The following is a 23,574-nucleotide window of genomic DNA, read 5'->3' on the forward strand; positions in this document are numbered from 1 at the left end:
TATGGCGCTGGAACGCCCGTGCTAGAGCCTCTGTAGGAAAAATTTCAATGGTGCTCAATGGCCATCAACGGCTATGCTAGAGTGGATCCAAACCAATAACAGGTAATACCGGTTTTACGTCTACTCAAAAGGAAAGGGGGGGCTTCCTGACTAAACCGGACAGGCCACGCTGGGGCTTAAATGCGCTATTTGCTGATGTTGCTGTTGTGCTTGCCCCTCCTGGCGAGCGCCGTTGAATTTGACGAGTTCACCCAGAGCCTTCCCCTGGGTCGAACCATGCAGGTGTACGAGGACGCGGGCGGTCAGGCGAGCATCGCCGATGTGCGCGCGCAAGCCGTCGCCGGAAACTTCAAGACGCACGATAAAGCCACCCTCAACGCCGGTTATTCGCGTTCGGTGTTCTGGCTGAAAATCGACCTGCACTACCGCCCGACCAATCCGCAGGCGCAGCGGACCTGGTTGCTGGAACTGGCCTATCCGCCCCTCGATCACCTCGATCTGTATTTGCCCGATGCTGGCGGCGACTATCAACTGATCCGTCGCACCGGTGATGCCCTGCCGTTTGCCAGCCGCGAATTTCGCCAGAACAACTACCTGTTCAATCTGGACTTCAAGCCCGATCAGGCGCAAACCGTTTACTTGCGCCTGCAAAGCCAAGGCTCGATCCAGGCGCCGGTGACTTTGTGGTCAAGCACCGCTTACCTTGAAGAACAGCCCGTGCGTCTTTATGTACTGGGCCTGATCTACGGCGTGTTGCTGGGGATGGTGGTCTACAACCTGTTCATCTACCTCAGCGTGCGCGACACCAGTTACCTCTATTACATCTTCTATATCGCCTCGTTCGGCCTGTATCAGCTGTCGGTGAACGGCGCGGCAGTGGAGTATTTCTGGCCGGACAACCCTTGGTGGGCCAACGCCGCGACGCCATTCTTCATCGGTTGTGCCGGGCTGTTCGGCAGTCAGTTCGCCCGTAGCTTCCTGCAAACCGCGCAACACAGTCGCTGGCTCGATCGCGTGCTGTTGGCGTTGATTGCGTTTGGCGCGGTGGTGGTCGGGTTGTCGCTGATGACCAGTTACGCCCTGGCCCTGCGCCTGGCAACCACGCTGGCGTTGATTTTCACCGTGGTGATTTTTGCCGCCGGGATCTTCGCCTGGGCACGCGGTTTACGTGTGGCACGCTATTTCATCATCGCCTGGTCGGCGTTTTTGCTCGGCGGCGTCGTCAATACGCTGATGGTGCTGGGTTACTTGCCGAACGTGTTCTTGACCATGTACGCCAGCCAGATCGGCTCGGCGATCGAAGTGGCGCTGCTGTCCCTGGCGCTGGCCGATCGCATCAACGCCATGCGTGAGCAACAGGCGCAAACCCTGTTCGATGCCGGTCAGAAACTTGAAGTGTTGAACCAGCAATTGGCCCGCAGTAACAAGCTCAAGGACGAGTTCCTCGCGACCCTGACCCACGAACTGCGCACGCCGATGAATGGGGTGATCGGTTCGCTTGAATTGATGCAGACCGTCGAGATGGACCCCGAGCTGGAGCAATACCAGCAAACTGCCGCCGGATCGGCGCGGGACATGATGCGCATGGTCAACGGCATCCTCACCCTGACCGAATTGCAGGCCGGCAAGCTCAAGGCTTACCCGGACACCTTCAGCTTGCGCGGCGTGGTCGAGGCGTTGCGCGTGCAGTTCGATAGTAATGCGTCGAGCAAGTCCCTGGACCTCAAGGTCGAAGTGACGCCGGGGTTGCCTGATCGCCTGATCGGTGACAGCAGCAAACTGGCGCAATGCCTGGAATGCCTGCTGGACAATGCGATCAAGTTCACCCGGGTCGGCGGCGTGGCGCTGCGGGTGACCGGCAAGACTGTGGAAGAGGGGCGACTGGCCCTGTCCTTTGCGGTGATCGACACCGGTATTGGTTTTACCGACTTGGGGGAGGCGACGATGTATCAGCGCTTCTTCCAGCTCGACGGCTCGATGACCCGCGAATACGGCGGTCTGGGCGTTGGCCTGGCGATTTGTCGGCAACTGGTTGAATTGCTCGGCGGACGCCTGACCCACCGCTCCGAACCGGGGCGCGGCAGTCGTTTCCAACTGGATGTTGAGGTTCATTTGCCGGTGGTGGAAGCGGTGCCTGCGCCCTCGATGACCCGCGACACCTCGCGTCTGCGTCTGCCGCAGGACTGCACCGTGCTGCTGGTCGATGACAACAGCATCAACCAATTGGTGATGCGCGGCATGTTGCTCAAACTCGGATTCCGGGTGCGCACGGCCGACAGTGGCGCGACCGCACTTGATCTTTTGCAGCGTGACGTCTTCGATGCGGTGGTGCTCGATTGTCAGTTGCCGGCTCAGGACGGCGCGTCCCTGTGCTGCCAGATCCGTGGCTTGCCGGGCTGTGCGGAGGTGCCGGTGTTCATGGTTGCGCAGAGTATTGATCGGGAGCATTGCCCGACGGGGGCGCTGATTGATTACCTGAGCAAACCGGTTAAATTCGAGGATTTGCAGGCGGCGCTTTATCGTCGGGTGCTTTGTCCGAAACAAGGTGAAAGCGCCGACATTTAGGCGGGTATGACACTTTGTTCAGCCAAGGGCCGGTGCTTAACTGAGTTCCTGGCTGACCAAAGGAGCCCCGTCATGAACCTGCATCAGTTCGCCGAAACCCACGAAGTCACCAACCAGCCTCCGTCGCTGGACGGCACCAATCTTTACCGTATCGACCTGCCATTACAGGAGTGGTCGCGACGTTTTGGTGCCGGTTGGGCCGAGTCGCGGATCGATGCCTACGGCGCGCTGGCCGGCGGGCCGCTGATGGAAGCCGGGTTCCTGGCCAATCAAAACAAACCGGTATTCGTCAGCCATGACCGTTATGGCCATCGCATCGACCTGGTGGAATTTCATCCGGCGTATCACGAATTGATGCGGGCTGCGGTCGAGCACGGTTTGACCTCATTGCCGTGGGCGCATCCGCAGTCCGGCGCGCATGTTGCCCGGGCCTCCATGACTTACTTGCACAGCCAGGCCGAGGCCGGCAGCGGTTGCCCGCTGACCATGACCTTCGCCAGCGTCCCGGCAATGCGCCTGCAACCGAATCTGGCCGAGCAATGGCTGCCGAAAATCCTCGCCACCGAATACGACCCGCGCAACGTCGGCATGGCCCACAAGGCCGGCGTCACCATAGGCATGGCCATGACCGAGAAACAGGGCGGCACCGACGTGCGAGCCAACACCACCAAGGCATATCCGGTCGGCGCCAGCGGGCCGGGCCAGGCGTATGAACTGGTGGGGCACAAGTGGTTCTGTTCGGCGCCGATGTGCGATGCGTTCCTGACCTTGGCCCAGACCGACAAGGGCCTGACCTGTTTCCTGCTGCCGCGCCATCGCCCGGACGACTCGCGCAATCAGTTCTACATCCAGCGTCTGAAAAACAAACTCGGCAATTGCTCCAACGCTTCCAGCGAAGTGGAGTTTCGTGGCGCGCTGGCGTGGATGATCGGTGAAGAAGGTCGGGGCGTGCCGACCATCATCGAGATGGTCGCCATGACCCGGTTCGATTGCATGGTCGGTTCCAGTTCGCTGATGCGCCAGGCCCTGACCCAGGCCAGCCATCACTGCGCCCATCGCACGGTGGGCGGCAAGTTGCTCAGCGAACAACCGTTGATGCAGAACGTGCTGGCCGACCTGGCCCTGGAAAGCGAAGCCGCCCTGGCGCTGAGCCTGCGCATGGGCAAGGCGCTGGATCATCTGGATGACAGCCATGAAGCCAAATTTGCCCGGCTGGTGACGGCGGTGGGCAAATACTGGATCTGCAAGCGCGCGCCAGGAATGATCAACGAAGCCGCCGAATGCATGGGCGGCGCCGGGTATGTCGAAGAAAGCATCCTGCCGCGTCTGTACCGCGAAGCGCCGGTGAACTCGACGTGGGAAGGTTCCGGCAACGTGCAATGCCTCGATGTGCTGCGGGCCTTGTCGAAAGAGCCGGGCGTGCTGGATGTGCTGTTCAGCGAGTTGGGCGATGGGCATGGCGACAAGCGTCTGGCGGCGCACATCACGCAATTGCAGGCGGCGTTCAAGGACACCAGCGACATTCAATACCGCGCCCGGCAGTTGACCGAGGATATTGCGCTGGGGCTTCAGGCGAAGTTGTTGCTGGAGGCTGGCAACTCGGCGGTCAGTGATGCCTTTATCGCCAGCCGCCTCGGCTCGGCGGGGCGAGTGTATGGCGCGTTGCCGCGAGGGTTGGATGTTGAGGCGATCGTCGCTCGGTCAACTCCGCATCTGTAATCACCACCAAACCCCTGTGGGAGCGGGCTTGCTCGCGAATAGGGTGTGTCAGTCGACATCAATGTGGCTGACCCACCGCCTTCGCGAGCAAGCCCGCTCCCACAAGGGATCTGTGGTGATCATGGCATCAGGGTCAGCATTCCACTGTTCCCGTCCGACGACGATGCAGGCAAGATGAAGGTCTGCAAGTCAGAACACAGGAAGCTGATCGTGACCGAAGCGTTTATTGTTGTTCAAACCGCCGAACAAGCCGTAGACCGGCTCGCCGCCCTGCATGAGCAGGCTACTTCTGCGCTGAATCAGGCGCTCAAGCGTTACCTCAAGGATCGTATCGAACCGGACGCCGAGCAGCGTGCGATGTTTCGTTATCCCGAATTGCGCCTGACCTACCTCTGCCAAGGCGAAGTCCCACAGACCACCCGTGCCTACGCCAAAGTGCAGTTGCCCGGGACCTACAGCGTCACCGTCACCCATCCGGCAGCCTTTCGTAAATACCTGCTGGAACAGTTGGTGCCATTGATGCACGACTTCACCGTCACGGTGGAAGTCGGCGTGAGCAAGCAGAACATTCCGTATCCGTACGTGGTCGAGCAAGGTGATGAACTGGCCGGTTCCGGCGTCACCGCCGCCACGCTGGCGCGGGTGTTCCCGAGTACCGACCTGTCCGCCGCCACCGATGGCATTGCCGATGGCTTGTACGACTGGGAAAACACCGATCCGCTGCCCCTTGCCCTGTTCGATGCGGCGCGGGTGGATTTCTCCCTGCGTCGATTGGTGCATTACACCGGCAGCGACTGGCGGCATGTGCAGCCGTGGATCTTGCTGACCAACTACCACCGTTACGTCGACCAGTTCATCGTGCATGGACTGGAGCAGTTGCGCAGCGATCCGCGTTTTGTGCGCATGGTCTTGCCGGGCAACGTGATCATCGAAAAGAGCATGGATCACGGCGAAGCCTCGGCGATTGCCGCTGGCGTGGTCTGGCACCGTTACCAGATGCCGGCCTATCACCTGATCGCCAGCGATGGCCACGGCGTGACCCTGGTGAACATCGGCGTCGGTCCGTCCAACGCCAAGAACATCACCGATCACTTGGCCGTGCTGCGTCCGCATTGCTGGCTGATGATCGGTCACTGCGGCGGCTTGCGTCAGTCCCAGACCATTGGCGACTACGTATTGGCTCACGCTTACATGCGTCGTGACGGGATTCTCGACCGGGTGGTGCCGCCGAACATTCCGATCCCGGCCCTGGCCGAAGTGCAGATGGCGTTGCAGCAAGCGGCGGCCAACATCACCGGCGAGAAGGGCGACGAACTGAAGAAGCGCCTGCGCACCGGCACCGTGCTGACCTACGACGACCGTAACTGGGAATTGCGATGGGCCCAGGAACGACCGTTGATCAACCTGTCCCGCGCCGTGGCGGTGGACATGGAAAGCGGCACCATTGCTGCCCAGGGTTATCGCTTGCGGGTGCCATACGGCACGTTGCTGTGTGTTTCGGATAAACCGCTGCACAGCGAAATCAAGCTGCCGGGTTCGGCCAACGCCTTCTATGAGCGTGCGGTCAGCCAGCACTTGAAGATCGGTATCGAGGCGGTGGACCTGTTGCGCACCGAACTCAATTCGTTGCACTCGCGCAAACTGCGCAGCTTCGACGAGCCGCCGTTCCGCTAACAGTCATGGTCATTTAGCGGTCAGGGCACTAGCATTAGCAGCCCTGACCGTTAGATGTTCTCTTTCCTCATGTCTCGTCCCCAACGTCCCGTTTCCCGCCGCCCTGGCGCGAAACCTGCGCCATCCTCATCAGCCCCGCGCCGTGTCGCCAAAGCGCCACCGGCCGAGCCGAAACTGATTCTGTTCAACAAACCGTTCGATGTGCTGACGCAATTCAGCGACGGCGAAGGGCGGGCGACGCTCAAGGATTACATCGAGATTCCCGGGATCTACCCGGCCGGACGTCTGGACCGCGACAGCGAAGGCTTGCTGCTGCTGACCAACGACGGACAACTGCAAGCGCGGATCGCCGACCCGAAACACAAACTGGCCAAGACCTATTGGGTGCAAGTGGAAGGCGAGCCGAGCGCCGAGCAGTTGCAGCGCTTGCGCGATGGCGTCGAGCTGAACGACGGCATGACCTTGCCCGCCGAGGCGCGGCAGCTTGAAGAGCCGGAACTGTGGCCGCGCAACCCGCCGGTGCGCTTTCGTAAAAGTGTGCCGACTACCTGGCTGGAACTGGTGATTCGCGAAGGTCGTAACCGTCAGGTGCGGCGCATGACGGCGGCAGTCGGCTTGCCGACCTTGCGTCTGGTGCGGGTGCGGATCGGCGACTGGACGATCGAAGGCCTCGATCAGGGCCAGTGGAAGGAAGTGCCAGCGCGGTTATGAATGGTTTTCGATGTACGCGATGACCACGCTTTTGATGATGAACGCGAAGATCCCCAGGCCCAGCACGAAGAACAGAATCATGGTGCCGAACTTGCCAGCCTTGGATTTCTTCGCCAGATCCCAGACGATGAAACCCATGAAAATGATCAGGATGCTGACCAGGCCAGTCATCATCCACTCTTCAAAAACTGCAGGATCCATCGAATATCTCCAGCGCGGGTGGGGCTAAAAGGGCGGGGCGAGTATACGCCTATGGGAAATGACCGGGCATTGACCTGCGGCAGTGTGTCGCGGTCATTCGTCGCCTGTGCCGGCCTCTTCGCGGGCAAGCCTCGCTCCTACGGGTTGTCGTCGAGCCACGATTTCATGAACGACATCAAACCCGTAGGAGCGAGGCTTGCCCGCGAAGGCGTCCTCAGCCACGCAGATGCGTCAACGGCAACTCAGTGCTGTTCAACACCTGATTCAACACAAAACTCGACCGCACACTGGTAACGCCCTCAATCCGGGTCAAATGCCCCAGCAGAAGTTTCTGGTAGTGATCCATGTCCGGCACCACCACCTTGAGCTGATAATCCGCATCCATCCCCGTCACCAGGCTGCATTCCAGCACTTGCGGCAAGGTTCGGATCGCCGCTTCGAAGTTTTCGAAACGCTCGGGTGTGTGGCGGTCCATGCCGATCAATACATAGGCCGTGAGGCTCAGGCCGAGCATTTTGCGGTCGAGCAGGGCCACCTGACGCGAGATGTAGCCGTCGTCTTCCAGCTGTTTGACGCGGCGCGAGCAGGGTGAAGGTGACAGGCCGATGCGTTCGGCCAGCTCCTGATTGGAGATGCGCGCGTCACGCTGCAATTCCGCCAAAATGCTCAGGTCGTAACGGTCGAGTTTGCTCATCAATCAGTCCTTTGTCGTAACTATTGCGGCGGATTATCTATCCAGGGTTAAAAATTGCGCAAGTGATGTTTATTTCAGCAATCTTCGCAATCCTCTGCCAGCGCCCCAGGCCTATTCTTATTACCAGAATCACTGCTCGGACACACAGTCCAAAGCGACTCGCCCAATCAGGCCTGTCGCGGCCGCCACCCCCATCGGGGATGTGCCGGCCCCCGAGCTACACACTGTCCAGAAGACGGCGTGAGGTGAGCCGACGTCATAAGCGTCGAGCACGGACGAAGTTCTCAAAGGGAGGCCGACGGGTCTCCCTTTTTTATTGCCTGCGAAATAAGTTGCGTGACTGATAACCTGTTGCAGAACCGGCCTGTGCTTTTCCAGTCTTACGTACAGGCCCTAACCCGCAGTGAGGAAAAGCATGAAGTCGCGCATCTGGCGTTTGGCCGGTGTTGGTTTGCTGTGTGTAAGTGTCACTGCGCAATCGCTGGCCGATGAGCCGCAGAACCGGGGACCCGAAGGTGTACCGCACGGGCGCGATCATGAACGCAATGATCAGGGCCATGGCGGCAACAACCAGCCACGCCCGCAGAATAACCCTCAACAGAATAATCAGCCGCGGCCGCAGAACAATCCGCAGCAGAATCAGCCGCGCCAGCAGAACAACGAAATCATTCGTGGCGACAACAGTCGCCAGTTCGAGCACAACGGCCAGAATCAGAATGGCCAGTGGCAGAACCGTCAGCCTCACGATGCCAACACTCAGGTTCGACCTGCGCCGCCACCGCCGCAACTACCTGCCAACAGTCTGCCGATCCAGGGCCGGCCCGACACCGTGCGCCAGACCCAGCAACCTCGGTACGGTAACTATCAGGACATCCCGCGACGCAACGATAACAACCAGCACTGGCAGGGCAACAACCAGGGCCCGCGTCCCGATGACCATCGCTGGGAAGGTCGCCCGAACGGGCATGGCAACGGCTGGGGTCCCGGTCCGCAGTACCGTCCCGGGCAAATGGTCGATCGCTTCCCGGACCGTAACTTCCGCGTGCCGTATCGCGGCCAGGACTACTTCTACTCCGGCGGCTACTGGTATCGCCCGCAAGGTCCGCGCTACGTAGTGGTGCAGCCACCGCGTGGGATTCGCGTGCACTACATGCCCGATTACGCGCGTGAAGTGTGGATCGGCGGGGCGCTGCTGTTCCTCGCGGCCGGTTCTTACTACGCCTACGAAGAAAGCACCCAGGATTATGTGGTGGTCGAGCCGCCAGTCGGCGCTCCGCAACCGCAACCGACCAGCAATGGCATTGACGTGACGGCGTATCCGGCCAACGGCCAGTCGCCGCAGCAAGTTGCCCAGGACGGTTACGAGTGCTCGCAATACGCGGTGCAGCAGAGTGGCTTCAATCCGCAAACCGCGACCTACCAGCCAGATCCGTCAGTCGTGCAAGCCTACCGTCAGGCCCAGGGCAACTGCTTGAGCAGTCGCGGTTATCAAGTGACTTTCTGAGCCTTGGCCGCTAACACCACTTCCTGCGGGTCGGCGTGCACCAGCACTTCGGCTCGCGGGTAAGCGGCGTGAATCGCATCGGCGGCCTGATCGCTGATGCCATGGGCGACTGACAGGGTCAGCTCCCCCGGCAATTCCAGGTGCAACTGCACAAACCAATGGTTGCCGGAAATCCGCGTGCGCAAATCATGCGCGCCCAATACTCCCGGCACACCGCACGCCAGTTCCAGCATGTGCTGGCTCACGTCCGGCGGCAGCTCTTCATCCATCAGCACCGCAAAACTTTCCCGGGCGATCTGCACCGCGCTCCAGAGGATGTAAGCCGCAATCCCCAGACCGAACCAGGCATCCAGTGAGTGCCAGCCGAACCCGGCCAGTATCAGCGCCACCAGAATGCTGCCGTTGAGCATCATGTCGGAGCGGTAATGCAGGGAGTCGGCGCGCACCGCATTGGAGCCGGTTTCCTTGATCACCCGATGTTGCAGCATCAGCAGCGCCAAGGTCAGCGCGAGGGAGAAAATGATCACCCCGATGCTGATCCACGGCGCCCCCACCGGTTCCGGATGCTTCAACCGATCAAACGCCTGTAAGGCAATCAGCACCGCACTGCCACCGATGAACAACGCCTGAGCCATGCCCGACAGCGACTCAGCCTTGCCGTGGCCGTAACGATGATCGTCATCTGCCGGACGCAAGGCGTAATGCACCGCCAGCAAGTTGAGCAATGAAGTGATGCCGTCGAGGGCCGAGTCGGTCAACCCGGCGAGCATGCTCACCGAACCGCTCAGCCACCAGGCGATGGCTTTGGCGACGATCAACGTGCAGGCCACCGCCACGGAGGCGCGGGTCGCCAGCTTCAGCAGGCGAGCGTGTTCGAGGCTGGTGGTCATAGGTGCGGCAGTTCCTTTGAGTGCACGGAGTTACGCGGCAGGTTGCAGGCCGAACATGGCCAGTTGCTGGCTGCTGCCCTTGTGCTGGATCAGGCGTGGGTCATCCAGCGGGAAGCTGCGGCCCAGCTCGGTTTCCAGAATAGTCTGCAACTTGCGGTTATCGACCTGGCCGTCCGGGCCGATCGCTTCCTTGAGTTTTTCCGGCGCGACCTGGGCAGTCTTGCCCGGCTCGAAATAAATCGCGCCGGTGGCGAAGTCGACGGCAAACGCGATCAGGCCAGGGACGATGTAGAACAGCAGGCCCACGGCATCGAGCACCGCAATGGCCGGATCAACCTTGCCGTCGATCTGGCCGCGACGGTCCGGGTAGAAAATCGAACCGCAGGCGGTCACCTGGGTCAGCAGGGTGGCGACCAGAACACCGCCAATCAGGCGAAAGGGAACACGCATAGGAAATCTCCTGGGTCATTTGAAAACGAATGGGCGTCTATATGAATTAGGACTGTGATTAACGCCAGACAGTTCGCCGTTATACCCGGCCCTCTGTTTGGGAGCCAGCATGATTTCTTTGCCGATTGATGAAGTTGTATCCGCCCTGCGTGAAGCCTTGGCGACACGCATTGATTCCTTTTCGGGTAACGCGAAAATTGCACGGTAACATCTGCACTGTTACTGTGCGGAAAACATGTTACCGGGCGCCGAAATGAAAACCAGCCGACAAGAGATTCAAAATTACTTCGAGTCAATTTTCGGGGCCCGGCCCGAGATCAAACATTGGGCGAAGTCCAAGGGATTACCTTTCTATCTGCTGGATGAATACGCCTTCCATACCGTGACGCTTTTTGGTCGTGAGATCCTTGTCCTGCTTGCTCACGAGCCTTTTGAAAATGCGGCGAAGATTCGCAAGCACATCGATATTCTGAAAAAAACCGTAGATCACCCGATTCTCTATGCGACCGGCGCCCTTAAATCATTTGAGCGTAAGCGTCTTATCGAGTCCGGCGTTGAGTTCGTTGTGCCCGGCAATCAGCTCTTTGCTCCACAGCTTGGACTGGATCTACGTGAGTTCTATCGCAGCAGGCCGCCCGAAAAAAGCGTCATGAGCCCTGCGAGCCAGGCGTTGCTGATCGCTGCCATCATCCGTGGCTGGGATGAGAGATATGTGTTTCGAGGTGTAGACCTGGCGGGTCTGGACCAGTACTCCAAAATGACCACGTCGAGGGCGATGAAAGAATTTCAATCGTTCGGATTGATCGAGCCCGCCGTCAATGAAAAGTCACCACGCTGGCGATTTGTCGCGTCTGCGAAAACCATCTGGGACAAAGCCCTGCCCGCGTTGCAGAGCCCGGTAAAACGTGCGGTTTTTTCTGACTGGCCTCCCTTGATACAGCGAGCGGCCGGGCTGTCGGCGCTCAGCAAATCGTCCTTGCTGGAGGAGCCGCCGATACCCGTTATCGCGTTCACCAAAGAAGAGTGGGACCTGGAACTTCGGCGCTCGGGTCGCATAGAAGTCGGTCAGTTCGATCACGCACTTTTTGAGGTTGAAATCTGGAGTTACTCACCTGATCACATTCGCGGCGAAACCTGTGTTTCAGTGTCGAGCGAGAGCGTTGATCCCCTCTCTCTCTTTCTCAGCCTGAGGGATAGCGCTGATGACAGAGTCCAGATCAGCCTTGATGAAATGATGGAGAAGATCGAATGGTAAAAGGGTTGGATACCTTTCGCGCAGCCTTCGCCGGCTACGTCGATCGATATGTACTCATTGGCGGGGTTGCGGCCAGCCTGACACTTGAAGAAGCCGGTATCACGTTCCGGGCGACACGGGATCTGGACATCGTCCTTATCATTGAGGCTTTGGATGATGTGTTCGGGTCTGAATTCTGGGAGTTCGTAAGGCGTGGAGGTTATGCGGAGCGTCAGGCACTTGATGGGCCGACAAGGCGCTACAGATTCGGTAACCCCACCAATGACAGCTACCCCGTACTTCTGGAATTGTTCTCTCGGGCTCCTGAAGGGTTACAACTGCCAGAAGGCGCTCATCTGACGCCACTACCTGTAGACGGGGATATTTCCGACCTGTCTGCAATTTTGCTCGACGACGCCTATTACGCATTCATCGTGGCGGGTCGCAATAACACGGAGGATCTTTCCTATATCGGTGTCGATCGACTGATCCCGCTTAAAGCACAGGCGTGGATTAACCTCAGTCGCCCGGAGTGCGAAGAGCCGAATGCTGTCCGCAAGAGCAGTAAACATTTAAAGGACATCATTATTCTGTCTGGCCTTCTTACAGCTGATACCCGATTCAATCTTCCTGAAAGCATCGCGCAAGACTTGCGGCAGTTTCTGAATGTCATGCCTTCGCTAGACGTCGATATGAAAGCCATCGGGCTACGTGGAATAACGATGGTTGAAGTTGCGGGGCGTATAGGAGCCGCATTCAATATTTAGTTTCTCGGCTCCGGGCTGCGTGGGCCGGGGCTTCGTCGCTATACTGCCCGGCTTGCCTGGGAGCCAGCATGATTTTTTTGCCGATTGATGAAGTTTTACCCGCCCTGCGTGAAGCCTTGGCGACACGCCACGAAGCCGTGCTCGAAGCACCGCCCGGCGCCGGTAAAACTACCCGCGTGCCGCTGGCTTTGCTCCACGAGCCGTGGCTGGCCGGGCAAACGATTCTGATGCTCGAACCTCGTCGCCTGGCGGCGCGGGCAGCGGCGGAGCGTTTGGCCAGTGAGCTGGGCGAGAAGGTCGGGGAAACCGTCGGCTATCGCATTCGCCTGGACAGCAAAGTCGGACCCAACACCCGCATCGAAGTGGTCACCGAAGGCATTCTCACCCGGCGCTTGCAGGATGATCCGGCGCTGGACGGCGTGGGGTTGCTGATCTTTGACGAATTCCACGAACGCAGCCTCGACGCCGATCTGGCGTTGGCCCTGAGCCTGAATGGCCGGGAGCTGTTTCGCGACGATCAGCCACTGAAAATCCTGTTGATGTCGGCCACCCTGGAAGGCAAGCGCCTGGCCGGGTTGCTGGATGACGCGCCGATCCTGCGCAGTGAAGGGCGCATGTACCCGGTGGCGATGCGCTGGGGGCGGCCGTTCCAGCCCGGTGAGTTTATTGAGCCGCGGGTGGTGCAAATCATCCTCGAAGCTCTGAATGATGAGACGGGCAGTGTGCTGGTGTTCCTGCCGGGGCAGGCAGAAATCCGTCGCGTGTATCAACAGTTGGTTGATGCGCTGGGCCAGAGCACGCAGGTTTTGCTTTGCCCCTTGCACGGCGAACTCGATCTGGCCGCCCAGCGCGCCGCGATCGATCCGGCGCCTGTCGGTAAACGCAAAGTGGTGCTGGCCACCAACATCGCCGAAACCAGCCTGACCATCGACGGCGTGCGGGTGGTGATCGACGCCGGGTTGGCGCGGGTCCCACGTTTTGACCCCGGCAGCGGCATGACTCGCCTCGACACCCAACGCATCTCCCGCGCCAGCGCCACGCAACGCGCAGGCCGGGCCGGGCGACTGGAGCCGGGTGTGTGTTATCGGTTGTGGTCGCAGGATCAGCACGAACAACTGGCGGCGTACGCCAGTGCGGAAATCCTTTCGGCGGACCTCGCCGGGCTGGCGTTGCAGCTTGGGCGCTGGGGTGTGACACCGGGCCAACTGGTGTGGCTCGACGTGCCGCCCGCCGCCGCTTATGCACAGGCTCAGGATTTGCTCGAACGCCTCGGCGCTCTGGACGGCGAAGCGCTGACCCGTCACGGCCTGGCCATGGCCGAACTGCCGGCGCATCCACGCATCGCGCATTTGCTGTTGCGCGGTCAGGCATTAGGGCTGGCGGACATGGCTTGCAACGTCGCGGCACTGCTGGGCGAGCGAGACATTTTGCGCGGCGCCGGCGCCGATCTGCACACTCGATTGGTCCTGTTGTCCGGCGAAGAGCGCGCCGCTCGCGGTGCCCAGGGCGGTGTGCAACGGGCGCGTCAATTGGCGCGGCAGTTTCGCGGCTACTTGCGCGGCAAAGCCTCGGAGCCGGTCAGCGATCCGGATCATCCGCGCTGGCTCGGCGCGCTGCTGGCGTTGGCCTATCCGGATCGGGTCGCGCAACAGCGCCGGGCCGGTGGCGCGGAATATCGTCTGGCCAACGGTCGGGCGGCGTTGTTTACCGAAGCCGACAGTTTGATGAAGCAACCCTGGCTGGTGATCGCCGATCTCGGCAGTCGCCAGGGCCAACGCGAAGAACGGATTTACCTGGCGGCGGATTTCGATCCGGCGCTGTTCGATTCAGTCTTGGCCGAGCAGGTGCGCAACGTCGATCAACTGGATTGGGACGAGCGCGAAGGCGTGTTGCGGGCCGAGCGGCAGCGCAAGGTGGGCGAACTGATCCTCAGCCGCGAACCCTTGACCGGGCTCGACGAAACCGCGCGCAGCCAGGCGCTGGTGAATCTGGTGCGGCGCAAAGGCCTGGAGCTGCTGCCGTGGACCCCGGAGCTGCGTCAGTGGCAGGCGCGGGTGGCGTTGTTGCGCCAGTTGGACCTGGGCGCCAAAGGTGAAAGTGAATGGCCGGATGTCAGCGACGCCGCGCTGCTTGAAAACCTCGAACACTGGTTGATGCCGTACCTGGGCAAAGTCTCGCGACTCAGCCACTTCGCCAATCTGGACCTGTCGAGCATCGTGCATAACCAGTTGCCGTGGCCATTGCCGCAACGGCTCGATGAACTGGCGCCGCACCATTTGAGCGTGCCGTCCGGGTCATCGATTCGGCTGGATTACAGCGAGCAACCGCCGATTCTGGCAGTGCGTTTACAAGAGCTGTTTGGCCTGGCCGAAACCCCGCGTATCGCTGGTGGCCGGCAAGTGGTCAAGCTGCACCTACTGTCCCCGGCCCGGCGCCCGGTGCAGGTGACTCAGGATCTGGCCAACTTCTGGCGCAGCACCTATGCCGAGGTGAAGAAGGATTTGAAGGGGCGCTATCCGAAGCATTACTGGCCGGATGATCCGTTGGTGGCTGAGGCGACGGCGCGGATCAAGCCGCGCAAGCCCTGATGCCCGCTGCCCGGTGGCGTGGTTGACGCGCGTAGTCACGGGACCCATCATGCAAAACGAGCCTGACTGTCATTTCTTAATCATGCCCAATATCGAAATCGCCAAAAAACCTGCCAGCCCACCGGGACGTGGACGTCCACGAGAGTTCGACGTCGATAGCGTTTGCGAGGTCGTTGCGCAGGTCTTTTGGGCGCGTGGCTATCGCGGCACGTCATTGGATGAAATCTGTAAGGCGACGGGGTTGATGAGGGGCAGCCTGTACGGTGCTTTTGGTGACAAGCATGGGATGTTGCTGGCGGCGATCGAGCATTACAGCAACGGTTCTATCGCCCAGTTGGCGGCGCGGCTGAACACCATCGAGCCTGCCGATCAATCGTTGAGGGCAGCGTTGATGCATTACACGCGCTCGGCTTCGGCGCTGGAAGAGTTGGATGGTTGCTTCATCGTCAACACCACCCTGGAAATGATGCCGGAAGACACCGCCCTGTATGCGCGCATCGAATCCTTCATGAGCCGGACCCTGACCTTGCTGACGGCGACGGTCATTCGTGGTCAGTCTGAAGGGGTGTTCAACGCGGCGCTGGATGAAAAGACCGTGGGGGATTATCTGCTGTGCATGATCCAGGGGTTGCGGGTGTTCGGCAAAATGGTGCACGAGGAGTCGCGATTGACGGCCATCGTGGACATGTCCATGGCGTCCATTGCACGTCGATGACCTGCATTCGCTGCGCCGAATACACCGATGGCCGCCTGATTGGGGCGGCCATCGGTGCAACTTCATGCGCGTTCTAGCTCATCAGACTTTCTTGAATACATATTGATAAACGCTGCTGGACACCTTCAGCTCGCCATCCTGCCGGCAATATTTCTCGATGAGCTCACTGGCCGCGTGCTTCAAGGAATCATCGCCGACCTGTTGGGCGATGTTTTTGTAGCGCAGGGTGCGCGTGTAAAAGTTCAGCACGGCGTCCGCGTCCGGGAACACCATGGTGCCGTCGAACCAGGGTTTTTTAACCAGTGTCAGTGATTGCGGCACGAACCTCATGATGTTGGCTTCGCAGAAGCTGTTGGTGCCTGGGGCAGTCAAGGCCGGGCCATCGAACGGGAACCCGAGTGTGAGCAGGGCGTGGTCCTGCAGCCGATTCAACTCACGCATCCAGTCGAAGTCGGCGGTCAGCAGGGCGATGTGTCCACCGGGCTTGACCAGGGTCGCCAGTTTTTCGAACGCCACTTTGATGTCTGGCACATGGTGCAGCACCAGGTTGGCCAGGATCAGATCGAAACTGCCTGGTTCAAACGGTGCATCCTCGATAGACGATTGAATGAAGCGGTGGTTGCCCGGCAAGGCTTCCACGCGTTCACGGGTGGCTTGCACCATTTCGGGGGAAATATCGATCGCCGTGATGTTGACGTCTTTCGAGCGCGCCACCGCATCGCTGAAGCGGCCCAGGCCAGCACCCGCATCCAGCACTTCGGTGAACTTCAGCTCTTTGAGTTCTTCGGCATACCATTGGCTGATGGAGTTCTTAGCCAGTGTTTCCCATGAGTCTGACCGCTGCTTGTAGTCTTCTGTCGTTGCGTAATGCGCTTCCAGGTGCTTGCGATCAAAGTAAGTATTCAGGCCCATCTTCAACTCTCCTTGCTGGTTTTTGTTTAGGTATGAACGAGGTGTAGCCAGTGCAGCCAATGTGAACGGTCGGGGTCCGTCAGCTCAGCGCGTTCAGGCGCTGAGCCGGTACGGCCTGATTGTTGGGGTGTGCGCGGATGAATGCGGGTTCGACCATGCTGTTGCCGACAACCCGGGCCAGGTTCGGCCATGGGTCGATGGGCAGTTCCAGGCGCTGGGCCGCGTAGACCTGAGGCGCCAGCGCGATGTCGGCGAGGGTCAAATGTTCGCCATGGGCGAAGCGCCCGGTCGTGGCGCTGCGGTCCAGCAGCGTCTCGATCGCCGTGAAACTTTCCTTGAGCCAGTGGTGCTGCCACTGGCGAACCTGATGCTCGTCGGCACCGTGCTGCGTTCGTAGGTAGTGGCCGACGCGAAGGGTGGTGACGTGGTGGGTGTCGGCGGCGATCAACTGGTACAGCGCCCGCACCCGTGCCCGGCCGGGTGGGTCCGGCGGCAGCAGCGGCACCTGCGGATAGACCTCATCCAGATACTCGATGATGGCCTGCGACTGCGTCAGTACCAGACCATGCAGTTCAAGGGCTGGCACCAGGCCTTGCGGGTTGACGCGCAAGTAAGGCGCCTGGCGATGTTCGCCCCGGGTGAGGTCGTGCTCAATCGAGATGTAATCCAGCTCCTTGAGGTTCAAGGCAATGCGCACCCGATAGGTCGCCGATGAGCGATAGAAGCCATGCAATCTGATCAAGAGCTGCTCCTTGAAAGCGCCGCCGCCGAGCGGCTGGATTCATCATTGGCCGATGCCGGAAAGGAAAGGTGAGAGTGACTGCTGATCGAGTCCCACAGGCCCAGGACACACCGTTGGGCATCGAGGGTCTGGCGCGAGGCGATGCCCGGACGAGGCAGGGCATGGGTGTAGAAATGCTGGCCTTCGACGGGGTAACCGATCGCCCATAGGCGCTTTTCTGGCTTGCCCTGCGCACTCAGGGGATGCAGGTCAGCGTCGATGTCGATCCCGCCTGGGTGGTAGTCGCCATTGCGGTAAGGCTGAATCAGCCCGCGAGACATCAGGTTCTTGGTCAACGCAGCGCCATCGCTCAAGGGCGAATAAGCGTCCAGCCGCGCAATGACCAACGCATCGGCATAACGTTGCTCGGTGTGTTGCGGGTAGTGGGTGTCGATCCTGAATTGGCCACGCTCGGCGTCCATGCTCAATTGCGCCCCCGGGCCTCCGGCGATATCGATCAAACCGGCCTCGCGCAATGCCAGGTACTCGAAGTTGCGCTGCCTGGGCGGCCCGAATGAGACACGGTTGGTGATGGCGTTGAACTGCTCCACGAAGAACCGATGGGAGTCAGGCGTCAGGCCGCTGAACTCGACGGCTACCCGCAACGCTTCGCGAGTGTCTCGAAGCACGTCGGTGGCGGCTTTCACCGGGCTGCCGATATTGCCCTTGAGCGCTTGATCCAGGTCGTCGCGAACCAGGGCTTCAAAAAATCGTCCGAAATCCTCCTGGCTGGCGAATGCCTGACCGTCGAGCGGCCACAGAATCCGGTTGATCGCCGCCCGTTCTTCGGCACTCGGCTCGAAACTTTCGGGGGCAACCGGTTGGCCGGTGGCGGCCACTCGATAGGCATACGCCATTTCCTTGATTACCAACGGCAACACGTCTTGGCGAAAATCCAGTTGCGCACTGCCGGTGCGAGCCAGCACCCGTTCGCGCTGCGCCAGCATGGCGGCCGGGGTGAAAAACTGCGCCACGTGCTTGCCGGTCAAACCTTTCTGATTAATGCCGCGGGAGGCGAAAGGCAGGCAGTTGCGAGAGAACAGCAACAAGCCCGGTTCCTCGCCAGACGGCAGATACTTCAGTCGCCCTTGCTGCTCGACGTAACGCCCGCCACGGCCCAGCGTCAGCGCCGAAATAACATCGTGGGCGGTCAGGCCGAAACCCTGGATGGCCACGGTTGCCTGAGGGGCAATCGTGTTCAGGTCTTGCACAGGATAAGGCGTGGGGAAATAGCTCAGGTGCGGATTTCTGGGGGCCTGCTGTACGGCAAATGTCGAAAACGCCAGGTCTTGAGCCGTCGGCTCGCGGTTGCCGTGGCCCGTGGTGATCACGGCATAGTCCACCTGACTGACTTCACCGTTATCCAGGACCACGTCGTAGCCTTCGTGCCGGGGGATCAGGTCGATGACGTTGTGGGGCCTCGGGTTGAGCGTGATGGTCGAAGGCAACTGCTGCGCCAGATGGTTATAGAACCAGGCGAGGTATTCCCCCAGCAAGCTGCGCGGCAGGTGGTCTGCGTCAGTGATCGGTTCACTGCTGTCGACGCAGGTACGGCAAAACAGTCCGCCGATGCGGCGGTAGCCCTCCAGGCGCGCCCATTGCACAAGGGACAAACCCTGCCCGGCGGCGCCCGCGATGCTCGACGGTGCGAACATCGTGACCTGGGACGACACCGTATTGATCAACAGGTGGTCCGGTTGTTGTGAATCGTGGACCCCTTCCCCAAGAGGTCGGCGATCGAAGATCTCGACCTGTAACCGCTTGCCGGCCGGGAGCGTGCGTGCGTGTTCCAGCATTCTTTCCAGCACAGTCAGGCCTCTTGGCCCCATGCCGATAATTGCCACTTTAATTAGCTGCATTGTTCGAACCTCCATGCTCTGCGCCAGCCCGGTGTGAGCCCTTTCATTCATTCGCCCAAGGGGCCGCATCCAGTGCCAGGGTGGAAACCGGCTGCTCGTGCAGGGCGACGATGTCCGGGTCGCCCTGCCAGGTAGGAAAGCGCAGGCGAACCGCCGGGTCGTGGCCCGGAATGATGTGCTGCGGCCCATCGGCCAGATGTTCGATGCGCTGGTGGCCATCCAGCATGTCGGCCACGTCGAGCACGATCGGGAATGGCCGGCGCGAGCGCAGGTTGTCCCAGTAATGCGCGGCATCGCTGGCCAGCACGACGAAGCCGCGAGCGGTATGCACCCTGACCACTTGCAGGCCCGCGGTATGGCCGCCGAGCAAATGCACGCTGATGCCAGGCGCAATGGTTTTGTCGCCGTCGGCGAACTCCACCCGTCCCGCATACAGACGCTCGATCGCCGAGGCGACGTCCCGCGCTTCGAACGGCTTGCGCAGCGGCACATGGCACATGCAGCGCCCGGTGCAATAGGCCATCTCGGCTTCCTGCAAATGCAGGCGCGCGTTGGGGAACGCATCGATGTTCCCCGCATGGTCGTAGTGCATGTGGGTAATGATGATGTCTTGTACCGCACCCGCATCTATGTCCAGGCGCTCCAGCAATTGCACCGGCGATTGCAGGTACGTGCGCTTGCGGCGCGCGGCCATTTCGGCGCTGAACCCGGTATCGACCAGCAGGGTGCGCTGGCTGTCCCGGATGACCCAGACATAGAAGTCCAGCGGCATCGAAATATCATCGTGGGGGTCGTCGCCCAGATAGTTTTCGGCACTGCGTCGTTCGCCATGGGTGGCATAGCGCAGGGCAAAGACTTCGTACTGGGGGAGCGGCGCGTCAGACGCAGAAGCATTCATTCCATGACTTCCAGCAGGGGTTCGTCGTCATCGAGCAACTCGACCGGGATCACGTCGTCGTTGGCGGCGAAGTGTTGTTCGAAGAAGAAATGTTTTTCGCCAAAGGCCGGCACAAGGTCGTCAAGCCAGGTGGCTTCGGGGTCGAACTTGGCGAAGAACGGACGGCGCACCCACAACGGATTACGCGCCTGCAGGAACTGCAGGACGAAGACCTTTTCCCCGGCGATTTCGGTGATCCCGTCAATCATGACCTTGCCCGGGAAAGCGCTCATCGAAGGGCCTCTGACCGTGCGCGCCAGGCCCGAGACGATGCGATAAGCCTGGGTAAAGATTTCATAGGCGCGGGCCAGCGGCAGGTTGAAGTACTCGCTGGGGCCGGTGTCGCGTTCCACGAACATGTAATAAGGAATGGCCCCCAGGCGAACCGCGGTGGTCCACAGCTCTGCCCAGTCCTCCGGCGCTTCGTTGACGTGCCGGATCAGCGGCGCCTGGACGCGGATGGTCGCGCCGGTGGCAATGATGTTGCGCACCGCTGCCTGTGCGATGGGGTGCTTGAGTTCACGCGGGTGGTTGTAATGACCCATGATCGCCAGGCTTCGTCCGGCGGTGACGACGCTCTCGAACAGGTCCAGCAGGTCGTGCGAATCTTTGTCGCTGATGAATCGCTGGGGCCAGTAGGCCACTGACTTGGTGCCTATACGAATGTTCTGCACATGCGCCAGTTCATCCGTGAGCAATGGCTCGATATAGGCCCGCAGCGCCCGGGCGCTCATGACCAGCGGGTCGCCGCCGGTAATCAGGACGTCGGTGACTTCGGGGTGCAACTTCAAGTACTCGACCAGATTCTGCGAGCATTTGGCATTGAACTTCAGGTCTTCCATGCCGACAAACTGCGGCCAGCGGAAACAGAAGGTGCAGTAGGCATGGCAGGTTTGCCCGGCGCTGGGGAAAAACAGCACGGTCTCGCGGTATTTGTGCTGGATGCCCGCCACCGGTTTGCCGTGCAGGAGCGGCACGTTATGGGTCATCTGGCCGGCAGGGTGCGGGTTCATGCGCTGGCGAATGATACTCACCTGCGCATCAATGGCTGCCTGCGGTGCACCAGCCGTCAGGAGATCGCGCAAGGCCACGTATTCGTGCTCACGCAGCATGTCGCGATGGGGGAAAGTCAGCCGATAGATCGGATCATCGGGGATGTTGTCCCAATCGATCAATTCGTCGAGCACGTAGTTGTTGACCCGAAACGGCAGCACCAGGGAAACGACGCTGATCACCTCCCGCTGCTCCTGCGTAAAGAATGCCCACTGCGGCGCCTTGCTGATGGATTGCCGGGTATAGGGTTTGAACGTCCACACTTGGTTATCTTCCATGAGCCCTCTCCTGAAGGATGGAAATCAAAACTAAAGGCCGGCAGGTGCCGACAGTCTTCGGGGGTGAAAATGCCGCAGGGTTTAAAGATCCAGCGTGACGTCGTACTCACCCAGCCAGGTATTCAGGCCAATGGCCATTTCCATACCAATCCGGTTCTGACGCGCCGAAGAAGCGCCGACCTCGGTGCTCAGCACCTGCTGGATACGTTGGCTGTCCAGCAGTGGCCGGGCCGGTGCATTGGGGTCGTTGGCAATCTGGCTCATCGAGGCGCGCAACTGGCGCTCGTAGGCCGGATCCTGGGTTGCCGGGTAGGGATTCTTGACGCGATCAAGAATCGACGCCGGCAACAGATCCTTCACGGCGGCGCGCAGGATGCTTTTCTCCCGGCCATCGAAGGCTTTCATTTCCCACGGAATGTTGAAGGCGTAATCGACCAGGCGGTGGTCGCAAAACGGCACCCTGACCTCCAGGCCTACCGCCATGCTCATGCGGTCCTTGCGGTCCAGCATGATCTGCATGCAGCGCGTCAGGTGAACGTAGGTTTCCTGGCGCATACGCCGGTTAACCGCGCTTTCTGCGGCCAATACCGGGACTTCATTGACGGCCTGGGCGTAGCTGTCCTTCAGGAACGTCGGAATATCCAGTTGCTTGACCAGGCCTGGATCGAGGAGGGCCTTGCCATCGAAATACTTGCCAGTGGCTGACGTCATCCAGCCAAAGGTGTTCTCGGCAATGGCCTGGGGATCGTGAAACCAGCGGTAGCCGCCAAACAATTCGTCTGCCGCTTCGCCTGACAGCGCGACGGTGGAGTGTTTGCGCACTTCCTCGAAAAGCCGATAGAGCGAAGGCCACATGTCGCCCCAGAACGCGGGCGGCAGATCCAGCGCGCGCACGACTTGAAGGTGCAATTGCGGGTCAGCCATCAGCGCGCTGTCGAGAATCACTTCTTCGTGGGTCGAATGAATCATCTCCACCAGCGCCTGGACGAAAGGCGCATCCGGCGTGAGGTTGAAGTTGTTGGCGACAAAGTCCTGGCCGTGGTCGCGGAACTCCAGGGAGTACGAGCGAATATTGTCTTTGCCGTTTTGCAGAAGTTTTTTGGACGCCAGCGCGGTGATGATCGAGGAGTCCAGGCCGCCCGACAGCAGGCTGCACAACGGCACATCCGCCACCACTTGGCGCCCGACGATGTCTTCGAGCAAGTCGCGGGTGTGGCTGATGGTCTGGCTGAGACTGTGCTCGTGCTCACGGGCCTGCAATTGCCAATAGCGCTGCTGGACAAGTCCATTGCGGGTGACCCGCACCCACTCGCCGGGCAGTACTTCACGCATGCCTTCGAAGATTGCATGGCCCGGTGTTTTGACCATCTCGAGGATTTCACGCAAACCATCGGCCTTGACCCGGCGCGGCACCAGCGGATTGGCCAGCAATGCCTTGGGTTCGGAGCCAAATACCAGGCCGTCACGGGTCTGGTAATAAAACAGTGGCTTGACGCCGGCGCGGTCGCGCACTAACAGCAACTGTTGGGTGCGAATGTCCCAGATGGCAAAGGCATAGATGCCGTTGAGCCGGTCAACAAAGGCTTCGCCCCATTCCAGATAAGCCACCAGCACGACTTCCGTATCACTGCGTGTCTCGAAGCGGTGGCCGCGAGATTGCAGTTCAGCGCGCAACTCCTGGAAGTTGTACACCTCGCCGCTGTAGGTGATGACGGCAGCATTCTGGCCGGTCTTGCCCTTGGCCAGCATTGGCTGACGACCTCCTTCAAGGTCGATCACCGACAGGCGTCGATGACCCAGGCCCACTGGTCCATCGATCCACAAGCCTTCAGCATCCGGCCCGCGCAACGCCATGGTATCGGTCATGTCCTGCAATACCTTGCGTTGTAAACGCAGGTCCTGGCTGTACGAAACCCACCCTGTGACTCCACACATACCGTGCTCCCTGTATTTTTATTGTGTATGACCGCGGCACACGCGCACACGAACAGCCTCCGTTGAATCAACGGAGGCCGATCTTTTAAATAGCGTGTTTGTATATA

19 protein-coding genes are annotated in these 23,574 nt (G+C 60.3%); 9 read left to right on the forward strand and 10 right to left on the reverse strand.

Annotation, left to right across the window (positions count from 1 at the left end; all coding sequences use genetic code 11):
- Positions 1-180 precede the first annotated feature (180 nt).
- The 4 genes from NK667_RS31660 to NK667_RS31675 all read left to right on the forward strand — a co-directional run bounded on the left by NK667_RS31660 (position 181) and on the right by NK667_RS31675 (position 6,669).
- Positions 181-2,565, forward strand: a complete 2,385-nt coding sequence (locus NK667_RS31660) for a hybrid sensor histidine kinase/response regulator (RefSeq protein ID WP_054616716.1) — start codon at positions 181-183, stop codon at positions 2,563-2,565.
- Positions 2,566-2,637: 72 nt separating this feature from the next.
- Positions 2,638-4,284: an acyl-CoA dehydrogenase family protein gene (locus tag NK667_RS31665; protein WP_054616715.1), complete on the forward strand. Its 1,647-nt coding sequence runs from the start codon at positions 2,638-2,640 to the stop codon at positions 4,282-4,284.
- Positions 4,285-4,458: 174 nt separating this feature from the next.
- Positions 4,459-5,958 (forward strand): AMP nucleosidase, encoded by a 1,500-nt coding sequence (gene amn / locus NK667_RS31670; protein ID WP_163911548.1) that lies wholly within the window; start codon positions 4,459-4,461, stop codon positions 5,956-5,958.
- A 69-nt stretch (positions 5,959-6,027) separates the two neighbouring features.
- Positions 6,028-6,669, forward strand: coding sequence for a pseudouridine synthase (locus tag NK667_RS31675; RefSeq protein WP_054052655.1), 642 nt, complete (start codon positions 6,028-6,030; stop codon positions 6,667-6,669).
- On the opposite strand, the gene NK667_RS31680 is transcribed toward NK667_RS31675, so the two are convergent.
- Together NK667_RS31680 and NK667_RS31685 are read right to left on the reverse strand one after the other, a co-directional pair.
- On the reverse strand, positions 6,664-6,870 hold the full coding sequence (locus NK667_RS31680; protein WP_054052468.1) for a DUF2788 domain-containing protein: 207 nt from the start codon (positions 6,868-6,870) through the stop codon (positions 6,664-6,666). The two genes, NK667_RS31675 and NK667_RS31680, sit on opposite strands and share 6 nt — an antisense overlap.
- Before the next feature lie 214 nt (positions 6,871-7,084).
- Entirely contained in the window at positions 7,085-7,564 is a 480-nt protein-coding gene (locus NK667_RS31685) for an Lrp/AsnC family transcriptional regulator (protein ID WP_054052470.1), read from the reverse strand.
- A gap of 415 nt (positions 7,565-7,979) precedes the next feature.
- Between NK667_RS31685 and NK667_RS31690 the strand changes: the two genes are divergently transcribed.
- Positions 7,980-9,068 carry a DUF6515 family protein gene (locus NK667_RS31690; protein WP_054052472.1) on the forward strand — a complete coding sequence of 363 codons (1,089 nt, stop codon included), beginning with the start codon at positions 7,980-7,982 and terminating at the stop codon, positions 9,066-9,068.
- Here the strand turns inward: NK667_RS31690 and NK667_RS31695 are convergent.
- Positions 9,053-9,958, reverse strand: a complete 906-nt coding sequence (locus NK667_RS31695; RefSeq protein WP_054616713.1) for a cation diffusion facilitator family transporter — start codon at positions 9,956-9,958, stop codon at positions 9,053-9,055. The genes NK667_RS31690 and NK667_RS31695 overlap by 16 nt on opposite strands.
- A 30-nt stretch (positions 9,959-9,988) precedes the next feature.
- Entirely contained in the window at positions 9,989-10,408 is a 420-nt protein-coding gene (locus NK667_RS31700; RefSeq protein ID WP_054052476.1) for a hypothetical protein, read from the reverse strand.
- A gap of 253 nt (positions 10,409-10,661) precedes the next feature.
- Here NK667_RS31700 and NK667_RS31705 point away from each other — a divergent pair, with 253 nt between their 5' ends.
- From NK667_RS31705 to NK667_RS31720, 4 genes are all read left to right on the forward strand, one after another.
- The gene (locus NK667_RS31705; RefSeq protein ID WP_152981116.1) at positions 10,662-11,663 is read left to right on the forward strand and encodes a hypothetical protein; all 1,002 of its coding nucleotides are present in this window, start codon (positions 10,662-10,664) and stop codon (positions 11,661-11,663) included.
- Complete coding sequence (locus NK667_RS31710; protein WP_054616711.1) at positions 11,657-12,409, forward strand: nucleotidyl transferase AbiEii/AbiGii toxin family protein; 753 nt, start codon at positions 11,657-11,659, stop codon at positions 12,407-12,409. The genes NK667_RS31705 and NK667_RS31710 overlap by 7 nt, the downstream gene beginning before the upstream one ends.
- 68 nt (positions 12,410-12,477) lie before the next feature.
- Entirely contained in the window at positions 12,478-14,997 is a 2,520-nt protein-coding gene (gene hrpB / locus NK667_RS31715) for an ATP-dependent helicase HrpB (protein ID WP_054616710.1), read from the forward strand.
- 49 nt (positions 14,998-15,046) lie between these two features.
- On the forward strand, positions 15,047-15,712 hold the full coding sequence (locus NK667_RS31720) for a TetR/AcrR family transcriptional regulator (RefSeq protein ID WP_236708648.1): 666 nt from the start codon (positions 15,047-15,049) through the stop codon (positions 15,710-15,712).
- Between the two features lie 81 nt (positions 15,713-15,793).
- Here NK667_RS31720 and NK667_RS31725 read toward each other — a convergent pair whose 3' ends face one another.
- The 6 genes from NK667_RS31725 to asnB form a co-directional block, all read right to left on the reverse strand.
- On the reverse strand, positions 15,794-16,624 hold the full coding sequence (locus NK667_RS31725) for a class I SAM-dependent methyltransferase (RefSeq protein ID WP_054616709.1): 831 nt from the start codon (positions 16,622-16,624) through the stop codon (positions 15,794-15,796).
- A 79-nt stretch (positions 16,625-16,703) separates the two neighbouring features.
- The gene (gene maiA / locus NK667_RS31730) at positions 16,704-17,366 is read right to left on the reverse strand and encodes a maleylacetoacetate isomerase (protein ID WP_236708647.1); all 663 of its coding nucleotides are present in this window, start codon (positions 17,364-17,366) and stop codon (positions 16,704-16,706) included.
- Positions 17,363-19,264 (reverse strand): FAD/NAD(P)-binding protein, encoded by a 1,902-nt coding sequence (locus NK667_RS31735; protein WP_054616708.1) that lies wholly within the window; start codon positions 19,262-19,264, stop codon positions 17,363-17,365. Before NK667_RS31735 ends, maiA begins: the two co-directional genes overlap by 4 nt.
- Positions 19,265-19,307: 43 nt before the next feature.
- The gene (locus NK667_RS31740; RefSeq protein ID WP_054052608.1) at positions 19,308-20,162 is read right to left on the reverse strand and encodes an N-acyl homoserine lactonase family protein; all 855 of its coding nucleotides are present in this window, start codon (positions 20,160-20,162) and stop codon (positions 19,308-19,310) included.
- Positions 20,159-21,532 carry a KamA family radical SAM protein gene (locus NK667_RS31745; protein WP_054052610.1) on the reverse strand — a complete coding sequence of 458 codons (1,374 nt, stop codon included), beginning with the start codon at positions 21,530-21,532 and terminating at the stop codon, positions 20,159-20,161. The genes NK667_RS31740 and NK667_RS31745 overlap by 4 nt, the downstream gene beginning before the upstream one ends.
- Positions 21,533-21,613: 81 nt before the next feature.
- Positions 21,614-23,467: an asparagine synthase (glutamine-hydrolyzing) gene (gene asnB, locus NK667_RS31750; RefSeq protein WP_054616707.1), complete on the reverse strand. Its 1,854-nt coding sequence runs from the start codon at positions 23,465-23,467 to the stop codon at positions 21,614-21,616.
- Positions 23,468-23,574: the final 107 nt, after the last annotated feature.

Source organism: Pseudomonas nunensis (assembly GCF_024296925.1).
Taxonomy (GTDB): Bacteria; Pseudomonadota; Gammaproteobacteria; order Pseudomonadales; family Pseudomonadaceae; genus Aquipseudomonas; species Aquipseudomonas nunensis.